This window comes from Luteimonas sp. S4-F44 (assembly GCF_022637415.1).
In the GTDB taxonomy this organism is placed as follows: domain Bacteria; phylum Pseudomonadota; class Gammaproteobacteria; order Xanthomonadales; family Xanthomonadaceae; genus Luteimonas.
Genome location: NZ_CP093340.1, coordinates 3,012,030 through 3,024,876 on the forward strand (window position 1 = coordinate 3,012,030; position 12,847 = coordinate 3,024,876).

Here is a 12,847-nt window from a genome sequence, read left to right on the forward strand (position 1 = left end):
ACGCCGCTCAACCGGCCTCCGCCCCGGTCTGCAAGGCGTACCAGCGCGCGATCAGCCAGCGCGAAATCGACAGCGCGGGCGACAGCAACAAATCCGGGTTGGCATCGCGCAACGCCGCGCCGACCGCATCGACATCGAACCAGCGCGCATCCTCGAGCTCGTCGTTGACGCGCGGCACGTCGGGCTCGGCCTCGGCGAGAAAACCGAGCATCAGCGAGGACGGGAACGGCCAGGGCTGCGAGGCGAGATACCGGCAACGGCGCACCCGCACCGCACTTTCCTCGAACACCTCGCGCGCGACCGTCTGTTCGAGCGTTTCGCCCGGCTCGACGAAACCGGCGAGCGTGGAGTAGCGACGCGGCGGCCAGGCCGCCTGGCGGCCCAGCAGCAACCGCGTGCCGTCGGTCACCGCAACGATGATCGCCGGATCGGTGCGCGGATAGTGCTCGGTGCCGCATTGCGGGCAACGGCCGAGCCAGCCCGCCCGCGCCCATTGCAGCGCAGCGCCGCAAACGCCGCAGTACCGGTGCCGCGCACGCCAGTGCAGCACCGCGCGCGCCTGTGCGAACGCGGTGGAGTCGCGCACCGACCACGACGCCGCGGCGCTGCGCAGATCCACGAATCCGTGCACGGACAGGCCCTCGGGGGCGTCGCCTGCCGGCAGCGCGAACCAGCCTTGCTCGCCGTGCAGGCCCAGGAACACCGCCGAATCCGGGCGTTCGCCTAGCGCCGTCCCGGTCAATGCGGGCGGCGCACCGTCGGCATCGACCGCGGCATCGCCGTGCGCATCGAGCACCAGCACGCGTGCCTCGGGCCACAGCCGTGACAGCGCGGCGCCGTCGGTTCGCAGATGTTCGGCGCGATCGAGCGGCGCCTCGACGAAACGGAAGTCCATGCCGGGATTATGGCCGGCCGCAGGGTCTGGATGGCGACATGGACCGCAGGCGCCTGCGCCAGCGTTCGATGCCGCCGGACAGTCTGCAGCCCGTCAGACCGTGAAGCTGCTGCCGCAGCCGCAGGTCGACTTCGCGTTCGGGTTGCGGATCGTGAACTGCGCCCCGTGCAGGCTCTCGACGTAGTCCACCGCTGCACCCATCAGGTACTGCAGGCTCAGCGGATCGACCACCAGCGTGACATCGTCGGTCACGATCGCCAGATCGTCCTCGGCGCGCTCCTCGTCGAACTCGAAGCCGTACTGGAAGCCCGAGCAGCCGCCGCCCTGGATGTAGACGCGCAGGTTCAATGCCGGGTTGCCCTCGCTGTCGATCAGCTCGCGCACCTTGGCCGCCGCGGCGGGCGTGAATTCCAGCGGCCGCTCCAGGGACTGGTAGCCGGGGCCTTCAATGGTCAGCACTTCGCTCATGACCCACAGGATGGGGGGGCCGGCGGCCGCGTTCAAGGCTCAGGCGCGGAACGCGGCGTCACGTCGGCCCAGCTGAACGCGCGCTCCACCGCCGCGCCGCGGCCCTTCGGCGCGAGCCGCACGGTCACCCGCAACGGTTGGAAACCCGGCGGCAGCACGATGTCGCCCTCGACCTGCTGGAAGTACTTGAACGCGTACGGCACGCCGGGCGCGTCGGCGCGCTGGCGCAGATCCGACCAAGCCAGCGTCTGCAGCCGGCCGTTGCGCGTGCCCTCGATCGCCAGCCGCATCTCGCCCTCGCTGGCCGCATCGCGGGCCAGACTCTGGGTGAGCGTGGCGGTGTAGTGCCAGCCCTGATCGGTCCTGGGCTGCATGCGCAGCTCGTGGACGCTCAACTCGCGCCCCTGCGAGGTCGATCCGACGAAGCGCTCGTAGAACGCCACATCGGCGCGCAGCGCGGCGATCTCCTCGTCGCGTTCGGCCAATGTCCCCTGCAGCTCGCGGTTGGCATCGCGGCTGATCTGGTCGGAACGGGTGAGCGTGGCGACCTGCTGCTGCAGGTCCTCGATCTGGGCGGCCTGGGCGGCGAGCTGGCGCTGTGGGTGCGCCGCGCCTGGCGCGATCACCTGCCATGCGCCCCACAGGCCGAACAGCAGCGACAGCGCCGTCAGGCCGATCAGCACACGCGTCCAGCGCGGGCCGTGCGGAGGGCGGGCGGACGTACCGGGCGAGGCCGGCGTCGGGGGCTGCCCAGTGGGCTCGGGTGGAATCATCGGACAAGGTATAGCGAGCGCAGCAAAGCGCAGTCAAGCCGTCCCACTCCCTATACTCGTCGCCATCGTGCTGCGCGCCGCGCTGCGGCGAACCGGGAGGTCGCGATGTCGGAAGCCCATCTGTTCGCGATCGGTGTGGTGCTGGCGTGGCTGGCCGGCGTCCGCGCCTATCTGACCGTTTTTGGCGTCGGGCTCGCCGGCGCGCTTGGCTGGCTCGACCTGCCGCCCGCGCTCGAGGCCACGGCCTCGCCCTGGGTGCTGGGCGTGTCCGGCGCGTTGGCGGTGACCGAATTCTTCGCCGACAAGATCCCCGGCGTCGATTCGGGCTGGGACCTGCTGCAGACACTTGCGCGCGTGCCGGCCGGCGCCTTCCTCGCCGCGGCCGCACTCTCGCCTGACGGCGACCTGGGCGCGGGGATGCTCGCCGCCGGCGCGGGCGTGGCGCTGAGCAGCCATGCGCTCAAATCGGGCACGCGGCTGCTGCTCAATCTGTCGCCCGAACCGGTCAGCAATCTCGCCGCGTCCTCGACCGAAGACGCGGTGACCATCGGCGCACTCGGACTGGTTCTCGCCTCGCCCTGGCTGGCCCTGGCGCTGGTCGTGGTGATCGGCCTGACCGGCCTGCTCGCACTGATGTGGCTGTGGCGACGGGTGTTCGGCCGAGGGCGCAAACGCGCGGCTGTCTTGCCGCGCTCCTGATCGCGGCCGGGTAAAGTGATCGCTTCCCAAGCTTCTCGTTCTCGCCACGCCATGCCCGATCCCGACAAACCGCAACGCGCGGAGTTCCCCCCGACTACGTACTGGAGGCGGTGGGCCGCCGATGCCGGCCGCCCGTCGCTGCCAGAGGCCGCCGACCCGTCTGCTGCGGAGCGCGTTGACACGGCCGTGGCGTTGAGCGACGACGGCAGGGCGTACCGTGTATTGGTCGTCGAGGATGATCCGAGCCAGGCGCTGTTCGCCGAGAGCGTGCTCAACGGCGCTGGACTGCAGGCGCGCGTGGTCGCGATCGCCAAGGAGTTCCTGTCGACGGTGGGCGAGTTCGCCCCGGACCTGGTGCTGATGGACCTGCACATGCCGGGCATGGACGGGGCCGAACTGACTGCGCTGCTGCGTCAGCAACCGGCGCATCGGCACATCCCGGTCGTGTTCCTGACCGGCGATGTCGATCCTGAGCGCCAGTTCGAGGCGCTGGAAGTGGGCGCCGACGATTTCCTGACCAAGCCGGTCCGGCCGCGGCACCTGGTCTCGGCGGTGCAGAACCGCATCCGACGCGCTCGTACCCTGCAGCAGATGCCCGATCCGGGTCGCAGCCCGGTCACCGGCCTCCACAGCCGGCTGCAGTTGCTGCAACAACTCGCCGAGGCGATCCCGGCGCAGCCGCGCGGGGTGCTGGCGTTCGTCGAGATCGAGGGTGTCACTGCGCTGCGCGATCGCTACGGCTACGCGGGGCTGGAGACCGTGCTCATCGATGCCGGCCGCCACCTGCATCACCTGGTCGAAGGCGCGGCGGCCACGCGTCTGAACGACAACACGTTCCTGGTGTTCGCGCCGCAGATCGACCGGACCGCGCTCGACGCCTGGGCACGCGGACTGCGCGACGGGATCGGCAGTCATCCATTCCCGCTTGCGGGTCAGAGCCTGCGTCTGCGTGCGCTGATCGGCTACGCCGATCTGGCGCATGCCTACGAAGACCCGGGCACCGCGCTGGCCGCGGCCGAACAGGCGCTGCGCGATGCGCGCGGCACACCGGCCGGTATCGCGGTACACATGCCAGCACCGCCCGCGAGCGATGCCGGCACGACGCCTTCGTTGTCGGAAGACCTGCGCGGCGCGCTCGACGAGGGCCGCATCGAACTGGCGTTCCAGCCGATCGTCTCGGTCGCCGGCGGCGACGAACCCCAGTACCAGACCCTGCTGCGGCTGCGCGGCCGCGATGGCGAGCTGCATTCGGCCGCGCGCATCCTGCCGGCGGCCGAACTGGCCGGTGTGTTGTTCGACATCGACCGGCGCGTGCTGGAGCTGGCGATCGCCACGTTGGCCGAGCGCACCCAGCGCGGCGGCGCGATGCGCCTGTTCGTCTCGCAGTCCTCGCGCAGCCTGGTGCAACCAGGCTATGCCGACTGGCTGCTGCAGGGTCTGCGCGATGCCGGGATTCCGGGTGCGGCGCTGGTCGTCGACGTGCGCCAGGACGATGCGTTGATCCACGCGCTGTCGCTGCAGGAGTTCTGCGCGCGCATGGTCCCGGCCGGCGTCCAGCTGTGCCTGGGGCAGTACAGCGACGGCGAGGAAGCCAATGCGCTGCTCGCGCAGCTGCCCTTGGGCTTCGTGCGCCTGTCGGGTCGCTACTCGCGCCAGCTCGACGAGCCGCGCGTCCGCGACGAGATGCGCGGTGCGGTCGAACGCGCGCACCGGCTCGGACTGCAGGTGATCGGTCAGCAGGTCGAGAATCCGCAAGCCGCGGCAACGCTGTGGATGAGCGGCATCGATTACATCCAGGGCAACCTGGTGCAGCGCGTGGCCGACGCGCTCGACTTCGACTTCCACCACTCGGTGCTGTAGCGCGATGTCGACCTCCGCCTTGCGCCGTGGCGCACTCCTGGCCGCGATCGCGGCGGCGGTGGCTGCGTCGTTGCAGGCGCTTGCGGTCCCGGGCCCGTGGTCGCTCGTGGCCGCCGTGCTGGCGGCCGCGGCCGCGGGGGCGGTGTGGGCACTCGGCGTGCCGCTGCGCGCGCAGCAACAGGCGCTCGAAGACACGCAGGCCCAGGCGCGCCGCGCCGCCCAGGACTGCGAACAGTTGCAACGCGAGCTCGATGCGCACACGCATCTGGAGCAGCAACTGCGCCAGGCCAAGACCGCAGCCGAATCGGCGGTGCTGGCCAAGGGCGAGTTCCTGGCCACGATGAGCCACGAGATCCGAACGCCGCTCAACGGCATCACCCCGATGCTCGACCTGCTGCTGCACGCGCCGTTGCCGGCCGACCACCTCGAACTGGTCCGCACCGCCTACCTGTCGGCGCAGCAGATGCAACGCATCGTCGACGACATCCTCGACTACTCCAAGCTCGAGTCCGATCGACTCGACCTGGAGGTCACCGGCTTCAACCTGCGCGAGCTGCTGCAGAGCGTGATCCAGCCGATGGACCGCCAGGCGCAGGCCAAGGGGCTGCGCATGCAGTTGCAGATCGATCCGGCCGTGCGGCTGGCGGTGTGCGGCGACCCGGTCCGGCTGCGCCAGATTCTGAGCAACCTGCTCAGCAATGCGGTGAAGTTCACCGAACGCGGCGGCATCACCGTCGACGTGCAACGACTGGGCGAAACCGCCACGCACCACCGGCTGCGCTTCGAGGTCCGCGATACCGGCATCGGCATTGCGGCGCAAAGCCAATCACGGCTGTTCCAGGCCTTCAGCCAGGCCGACGCCTCGACGACGCGGCTCTACGGTGGCACCGGACTGGGCCTGGCGATTTCGCGGCGGATCGTCGAACTCATGGACGGCAGCATCGGCGTCATCTCCGCGGCAGGCGCGGGCTCGACGTTCTGGTTCGAGATTCCGCTGCGCAAGGCCCGCGGCGACCTGCAATCGGGCGCTGGCGCGTCCGGGCCGGGGGCCGCACTGCTGCTGACCGCCGATGCGCGCCTGCGCGCCCGCCTGTCGATGCTGTTGTCGGACTGGGGCCTGCGCATGCAGGCGGTCGAGACCACGCACGAAGCGCTCGATCTGCTGCGCCAGAGCGCGGGGGCCAGCCCGTCCGCGGCCTGGACGATCGTCGTCGCCGACCTGGCCGGACTGCGCGATGGCGGCGTCGCGCTGCGCCGCAATCTCGCCCGGCACGCCGACTACGGGCAACCGCGGCTGGTCTGTCTGCAGGGCGACGAGCCGGTCGACGGTCCGGACGACGAGGCCATCGTGCTCCACCGGCAAGCTCCGGATGTGCGCCTGCGCGAGGCGGTGTTGGGCGAGACGGTGCTGGGAGAGGCGGTGTTCGGTGAGGCATCGGACGCCGCGCAACCCGTACCGATGCCGCCCCCACGCGCCGCGACGCCCAGCGCGCGATCGCTCGCGGCCTCCGCGCCGCTGGGCGGCACTGCGCTGACGCCGCGGGTGCTGCTGGTCGAGGACAACCCAGTCAACCAGATGGTCGGGCAGCGCTTGCTGCACGTACTGGGCCTGCAATGCGAGACCGCCGGCAACGGCGAGATCGCGCTGGACAAGCTCGCCGACGGCGCCTACGACATCGTGCTGATGGATTGCCAGATGCCGGTGCTGGATGGCTACGCGGCGACCCGGCGTTGGCGCGAGCGCGAGCGCGAGGCCGCCTCCGGCATCGGGCGCCGCCTGCCGATCGTCGCGATGACCGCCAATGCGATGGCCGGTGATCGGCAGAAGTGCCTGGATGCCGGCATGGACGATTATCTGGCCAAGCCGGTCACGCGCAGCGAACTGGCGCGTTGCCTGGAGCGCTGGTGGTCGGCAGACGCGCGGACGGCGACGGGCGCTGCCGGCGGGATGATGCCGGCCACCAATGAAGCCGAGACGCAGACCGACACGCCAGTGACCGCCTCGCCCACCGCCCCGTCCGCGCCGGCATTACCGGATGCGCCGGGGCCGAATGTGCTCGATGGCGCGGTGCTCGATGGCGAGGTGCTCGACGATCTGCGCGACCTGCTCGGGGACGATGTCGACCGGCTGGTGGCGGTGTTCCTCGACGACACCCCGCGCCTGCTCGCCAACTTCAATGCCGCGGCCGCGGTGGGCGACCAGAGCGCGATGCGCGAAGCTGCGCATTCGCTCAAGTCCTCGAGCGCCAATCTCGGCGCGCTGGCCCTGTCGACCGAGGCGAAACGGATCGAGGCGGCGGCGCGAGCGGGAACGCTCAGCAATGCCGAAGACGCGGCCCGGCGACTGGATGCGGCATTCGCACACGCGCGGCAGGCACTGCTGGCACGGGTGCCGGCCGCCAGCTGATCGGCGCGGCGATCAGTCGTCGCCCATCTGGCTTTGCAGATAGTTCTCTTCGCCAACGCGGGTGATCAGGTCGAGCTGCGTTTCCAGCCAGTCGACGTGTTCCTCTTCGTTCTCGAGGATATCGGCCAGCAGCTTGCGGCTGACGAAATCGCCGACCTGCTCACAATGCGCGATCGCCTCGCGCAGCACCGGCAGACCGTCCATCTCCAAGGCGAGGTCGCATTCGAGCATCTCGCGCGGCGTCTCGCCGATGCGCAGCTTGCCCAACGCCTGGAAGTTCGGCAGCCCTTCGAGGAACAGGATGCGCTCCGACAACGCGTCGGCGTGCTTCATCTCCTCGATCGATTCCTTGTACTCATGCTTGCCCAGCGCCTCCAGGCCCCAGTGCTTGAGCATCTTGGCGTGCAGGAAGTACTGGTTGATCGCCGTGAGCTCGTTGTACAGCGCCTGGTTGAGGTAGCGGATGACCTGCGCGTCGCCCTTCATCGCGGTGCGTCCTGTCGGTGGGAAAGGCGCCACTCTAGCCGGACGCGCACGACGATGAAGGAACGCGAATCGTGCGCATTCCTTCGTGTCGAATGGAACGACGTAGGCGCGTCAGGCGGCCGAGGCGATCAGCGGCAGTTCGAGCGTCGGCGCGCGCGCCGCGTGGTACTCGTCGAGCAGGCTGGCGGCCATGTCGGTGCAGCTGCCGCAGGTGGCGCCGCAGCCGGTGCGCATCGTCAGCTCGGACACTTCGCGGCAGCCGTGCGCGGCGGCTTGGCGGATCTGGGTGTCGGTGACGCCGTTGCAGATGCAGACGAACAAGGCTGCGGTCCTGGCCGGGGCTGGGACCCCTATTCGGCCATAAACGAGAATCACTGTCAAATGAGAAACGTTCAGCTGTGCCCGTCGGAATCGCGGTTGCGCAGCGCTTCGGGGCGACGCGCGCGCCGCTGCGGCCGCCGCCCCCGGGCGCGCTCGACCGCGGCCTGCGGAATCGCCTGGTTTCCGGCGACCTTGCGCGCGTAGGGCGCCAGATGCCGCAGCGCACTGACATAGACCCCACGTTTGAACACCACCACATGGTCGAGCGGGTACCAGAAGTCCACCCAGCGCCAGTGGTCGAACTCGGGCTTGTCCGACAGGTCGAGCCGCAGATGGGTCTCCTCACCGACAAACTGCAGCAGGAACCAGACCTGCTTCTGTCCGATGCAGACGATGCGATCGTTGCGGCGGATCGCCCGCTGCGGCAGGCGATAGCGCAGCCAACCGGGCGTGGCGCCGAGCACGGAAACATGCTCGGGCAGCAACCCGGTTTCCTCGCGCAGCTCGCGATACATGGCCTCGAGCGGCGTCTCGTCGGTATTCATCCCGCCTTGCGGGAACTGCCACCCGTCGCGACGCACCCGACGCGCCCAGAACACGCGCCCGTCCGGGTGCATCAGCACGATGCCGACATTGGGCCTGAACCCGTCCGGATCGATCACGATGCGGACTCCTAATGCGATTGACGTAGCGTCACTGTGCTCGACTCTGCCACGGCGCCGACGGGGCGACAAGCGGTCGCAGCCTCGGTACGCGCCATGCCCGCGGTGGCCTTGCATGGCGGCGTTCAGGTCGGGGTGCGGGGTCTCGGGCGGGAGACTGCAAGCGTCGAGCCGCCACGGCAGCGACCCGTGCCCCGGAGCGCAGTTGTCAGGCGCGACCGCGGCGCTCGCATGGCGCAGCCGGCCCCGCGCCTGGGCACCGCAGACGAAGGACGCAGGCATGCGGCCGCGCGCCGATGGCGCACGCGGTGGCGGGCAGATCGCAGACAGCAAAAACCCGCCGGGCGGCGGGTTTTCGAAGCAGCGCCGATGGTATGGGTGCCCCGTAATAGAGGCCGCAAGGTATTGATCTGCGTTGGATTGATCGACACGCAACGAATTTGATACCGACTATCGTACTGACAAACCGAACCGCTGCTATGCCGCGCAGCGTGCGGCGAGCCAGTCCATCACCGCCGCTTCCGGCCATGCCGCGGTGCGTTCCGACAGTTTGACACGACGCGGGAATCCACCGGTCCCGCCCAGTCGGTAGATCGTGCTGCGGCTCAATCCGGTCAGGCGCTTCACTTCTGGCAGACGCATCATGCGTGACGGCGGTGCGGCGTTGGTGTTCTGGTCGTGCATGGTGATTCCTATAGGCATGACGAAGGCCCGCCGCGCGTGTTCTCCGGGCGGGCTGTCAATCGAGTGAGGGAAGAACGCGACGGGCGATGCCTTCGCGGGTCGGCTTGTGAGAGCGGCCGGGGGTAGGGGGGGTAGTCGCGCGATTCCTCGGAGTCAGATACCCCAACGAAAATCTGCGTCAGATATTTCCGACCCGACGCGGAACACTGTCAGTGCCCCTGCGGATCGCTAAGCGTGTCCTTGTGCCGGCGATCAGCGCAACCGCAGGCGCGCCCGTGGTGAACCCTTCCGGAAACTGGATGACCCGCCGACGGTGCCCGCTGGGACCGTCACAGTGGACCGTGGCGGATGCGGGACCGTCAGGCCAGTGCGCGACCAGCCCTGTGCCGCGCTCGGCGGGACTATCGATGGACACCCACAGCGCGCCGTCGTGCTCGTCTACGTGGCCGCGTAGGCCGACCGCAGGGCGGTCACGCCGGAACTGCCGCAACGGTGTGGGGAGTGGGCGCGCTCGCGTCTTCGCAGGGCTTCCCACCCTCCAGCCAAGCGGCGATCTTCTGCGCACGCTCCAACTGCGAACACACGTCGTAACGCCCTCGGCCGCCGAAGGTGACCCGCAGGTTTTCCCGGCGCAGGTTGAGGCGGTCACGGTCGCGGTAGCTCACTTGCATCTTAGGGCCGGCGCCGACGATGGCACGCGCGATCACGCGGCTGTTGTCGCGGCTCACGCCTGCTTTGACGTAGCCGGGGCCGGTGTTGGCGTTGCGGTTGAGGGACCACTGCGACGGCAAGCCCTGTGCGATCAGGCGGTCATAGTCGTCAGCGTCAACGGTGGCGACGCCTGCATCCTTGGCGAGCGAGACGCGGACCAGCTCGGCGCCGGTCTCGTCGGTGAATCGTTCGGGGGTGCGTGGTGTGCGCATTGGTAGCTCCAGATTTCAGGCACGCGAAAGCGCGCCCCAGTCGGGTGACCGGGACGGGCTGTCTGTGCGGTTAGGGTTCCTCCCGCGTGGCTGGCGAGAGTGGGAAGTTGTCGCGGGTGCGACGTTGGGTGACGCGGGGCCTAGCGGCCGCGCTTCTGTTCGATCAGGTAATCCACGAAAGTTCGCTGACCCTCGGTGTCGCCGGGGCGCTTCGACCCAAGACCGAGATTCGCCGCGGGTTGCGGTGGAGCAGCGCCAGGTATCGGGCCGGTGCCGCGGCTGACGCGCGCCGCTGCGGCCGCCTGCGGGTCTGTTCCCATGAAGGGCTGATTCCGCACGCGGTCACGGGTCGCAAGTTGGCCGGCTTGCACTTGGTCGAGCATGGCCGCGGTATCGAACTCGTGCTTTGCCGCTGACAGCTCGCGGGCATTGAAGCTCACGTAGTCGCGGCCGTTTGGATGGACGACCGGGAAGCCATGCGCCGTGGTCACCACGAAGTCCCCCGGATCGCCGCCGGGTGCCTGCGTGACAGACAGCGTGCCCCTCAATGCCGGGTCAATGCGTCCGGCCTCGACGGCATCCCGTTCGACGCGCTTCAAGAACTCATTAACCGCCGGCAGGTCCGCATCGGAGATGCCTGCACGGGGCACGCGGCGGCCGTTGACCTCCACGGTGTCGCGCGCGATGCGTCGCTGTGCTTGCTGGATGACACGCGCAGGGTCGGCATCGGGAAGTTCTCGGGCAAGCGTCATGGCGCGCTGGATGATGCGTTGCTGCTCGGCCTGTGGGCGCTTGTCGAACTCGGCATCCGTCCGTCGATGGTCAGCGAGGGCGCGGCCTATACGAGCCTCGACGGCCGGCCGAGTGTCTTTGGTTGCACCCGTCGGGAGGGACCGCAGTGACTCGGCGGCTGTCATCCCGTACTGCGTCACGTTGTCGTGGTGCTGCCTGTAAAGGACGGCGTTTGTATCCATGACATAGCGGTCGACCAGCACAGGGTCGATGTCCGCAAGCTGACGGTAGAGGTCATAGTTCTGACTCATGTTCCCCGCGATGGGCCGGTTCAGAAGGTCGCGTACCTGTGGCACCTCCACGCCTGCGTCAGCGAATACGCGAATGACCTGTTCCATGCGCTCCTTGTTCTCGGCTGTGGCGGCCTCCTGCCATAGCGCCTCGGCCTCCTTGCGCAACTCCGTCGTGGTGAACGCATGTGCGTTGCCGGACAAGACCGCGCCCAGCACGTCGACCTTCCGGGATGCCGCTGCCGCGCGTTCTTCCATTCGGCGGATGCCCGCCTCATTGCGAGTGCCCCAGTGGCGGACAAATTGCAGTCGGTCGGAGCCTGACAGTTCCAAGGTGTCCGCCATTTCGTTGATCTGCGTCTCGCCAAGTCGCCCACCGAAGGCCGCGCGCTGCAACCGGATCTCCGCATCGGCCTGCACGCGGGCGACTGCCTCGGCCTTCGCGCGCGCGCGGACACGCTGGCCCGCCTCCTGTGCAGTCGTGAAGCGATCAGACCAAACGGCACCGTTGGCGTTGCGGCGATCCCAAAGTGGCCCGTTGTTCCCTGCGCGGGTCTCCTGCAGCCATGTCGTCATATCGTCCGGGTCTACCTCGCCGGTCTCCATGAGGTCGACCAGCGCGGCCGACAGGATGTCGTTGGCATCGTCGCGGGAGAGGTAGGCGTATTGCTCGCCGCCGACGGTCTCGTAGAACGCCGACAGTCCTGCGTCATTGCGCAGTGAGCCGTCTTGGATTCCCAGTCGCGCAAGCTGCGTCAGATTCTCGGTCTGACGGGTCAGGACTTCCGCCATCTCGTATTTCTGGTGCGCGGTCAGCGCCTCGTCGCGAAGGCGATTCACTGCCGGGGTGATCTGTTCCATGACGCGGGGGTCTTGGAACTCACGACCATGGACCAATTCGGACAGCGCGTCATTGACGATTGGATGCGGGTCGTCTCCCGGCTCCATTGCCGCAAGCGTCTTGTGCAGCTCGCGCCGCTTGTCGGCGATCTTGTTGGCCGCCTCGGTCAGGAAGTAGCCGCGACGGAACGCAGTCGAGTAGTCCGCAGGGCCGCCATCGTCGCGCGCTGCGGTGCCTGCAAGTGTCTCCGCGGTGCGCAAGCGGGCGCCTTCGGTCCTGTCGGTGTCGTACTTGCGTGCAGTGCGGTCCTGCACGATGCCCTGCGCGAGACCGCCGATGCGTGCAATCACGTTCTGCGTGGCTTGACTGAAGCCGCGGTGCGAGTCGTTCGCGGTGTTGTGGATCGCGAGGCGGGTCATGGTGCCTTCGGTGTTGACGGACAGTCGTTGCGAGATGCGGCGGGGGTTCTGGCGTGCCATCGCGGTTGCTCCTGTGTGGCGTGAGTGGATGCCGCCGCGGCCTGCTCGCTTGGCAGGCGATGGGTCGATTGCGGTTGTGCGTGCGCCCATGTCGGCGCGGAAATGCGGACACAGCAAAGCCGCCCGATGGGGCAGTCCGTGTGCTGGGGTTGAGCGCGGCGGCGTGAGGCAGTCGGGCGTGGCGCTAGGAGCGCACAAGCGGCCCGCTGCGGGGCGCGCAGGGTGTGAGTCGGGGGGGGTTGTCACAGTGGCGGACTGGTGCGCCGCTACGGACGCTTCACGCGGTCGCCTTGGGCCGAGACCATGAAGGCGGGAGACCAACGCATC

At 68.8% G+C, this 12,847-nt stretch carries 11 protein-coding genes and 1 pseudogene; 3 read left to right on the forward strand and 9 right to left on the reverse strand.

Translation table 11 applies throughout. The features are described from left to right. Nucleotides 1–7 precede the first annotated feature (7 nt). The 3 genes from nudC to MNO14_RS13695 form a co-directional block, all read right to left on the reverse strand. Nucleotides 8–895 (reverse strand): NAD(+) diphosphatase, encoded by an 888-nt coding sequence (gene nudC / locus MNO14_RS13685; protein ID WP_241944257.1) that lies wholly within the window; start codon nt 893–895, stop codon nt 8–10. Between the two features lie 93 nt (nt 896–988). Further along, a complete protein-coding gene (gene erpA, locus MNO14_RS13690) occupies nt 989–1,363 on the reverse strand; it encodes an iron-sulfur cluster insertion protein ErpA (RefSeq protein ID WP_241944258.1) in 375 nt (124 codons plus the stop codon). Between the two features lie 32 nt (nt 1,364–1,395). Further along, nucleotides 1,396–2,136 (reverse strand): DUF6776 family protein, encoded by a 741-nt coding sequence (locus MNO14_RS13695; RefSeq protein ID WP_241944259.1) that lies wholly within the window; start codon nt 2,134–2,136, stop codon nt 1,396–1,398. A 105-nt stretch (nt 2,137–2,241) separates the two neighbouring features. Between MNO14_RS13695 and MNO14_RS13700 the strand changes: the two genes are divergently transcribed. From MNO14_RS13700 to MNO14_RS13710, 3 genes are read left to right on the forward strand one after another with little or no spacing between them, the layout of a single operon-like run. Beyond that, complete coding sequence (locus tag MNO14_RS13700) at nt 2,242–2,835, forward strand: DUF4126 domain-containing protein (protein ID WP_241944260.1); 594 nt, start codon at nt 2,242–2,244, stop codon at nt 2,833–2,835. Between the two features lie 51 nt (nt 2,836–2,886). Continuing rightward, nucleotides 2,887–4,695 carry an EAL domain-containing protein gene (locus tag MNO14_RS13705; RefSeq protein WP_241944261.1) on the forward strand — a complete coding sequence of 603 codons (1,809 nt, stop codon included), beginning with the start codon at nt 2,887–2,889 and terminating at the stop codon, nt 4,693–4,695. 4 nt (nt 4,696–4,699) lie between these two features. Then, entirely contained in the window at nt 4,700–7,102 is a 2,403-nt protein-coding gene (locus tag MNO14_RS13710) for a hybrid sensor histidine kinase/response regulator (RefSeq protein ID WP_241944262.1), read from the forward strand. A 12-nt stretch (nt 7,103–7,114) separates the two neighbouring features. On the opposite strand, the gene bfr is transcribed toward MNO14_RS13710, so the two are convergent. The 6 genes and pseudogenes from bfr to MNO14_RS13740 all read right to left on the reverse strand — a co-directional run bounded on the left by bfr (nt 7,115) and on the right by MNO14_RS13740 (nt 12,520). Next, nucleotides 7,115–7,588: a bacterioferritin gene (bfr, locus tag MNO14_RS13715; protein WP_241944263.1), complete on the reverse strand. Its 474-nt coding sequence runs from the start codon at nt 7,586–7,588 to the stop codon at nt 7,115–7,117. 111 nt (nt 7,589–7,699) lie between these two features. Beyond that, nucleotides 7,700–7,909, reverse strand: coding sequence for a (2Fe-2S)-binding protein (locus MNO14_RS13720; RefSeq protein ID WP_183427753.1), 210 nt, complete (start codon nt 7,907–7,909; stop codon nt 7,700–7,702). A gap of 152 nt (nt 7,910–8,061) precedes the next feature. Continuing rightward, a pseudogene (locus MNO14_RS13725) lies at nt 8,062–8,571 on the reverse strand (RNA pyrophosphohydrolase); the annotation flags it as partial. Between the two features lie 477 nt (nt 8,572–9,048). After that, nucleotides 9,049–9,255, reverse strand: coding sequence for an AlpA family phage regulatory protein (locus MNO14_RS13730; RefSeq protein WP_241944264.1), 207 nt, complete (start codon nt 9,253–9,255; stop codon nt 9,049–9,051). 470 nt (nt 9,256–9,725) lie between these two features. Continuing rightward, nucleotides 9,726–10,178 (reverse strand): hypothetical protein, encoded by a 453-nt coding sequence (locus MNO14_RS13735; RefSeq protein ID WP_241944265.1) that lies wholly within the window; start codon nt 10,176–10,178, stop codon nt 9,726–9,728. A 140-nt stretch (nt 10,179–10,318) separates the two neighbouring features. Then, nucleotides 10,319–12,520, reverse strand: a complete 2,202-nt coding sequence (locus MNO14_RS13740; RefSeq protein WP_241944266.1) for a hypothetical protein — start codon at nt 12,518–12,520, stop codon at nt 10,319–10,321. Nucleotides 12,521–12,847 lie beyond the last annotated feature (327 nt).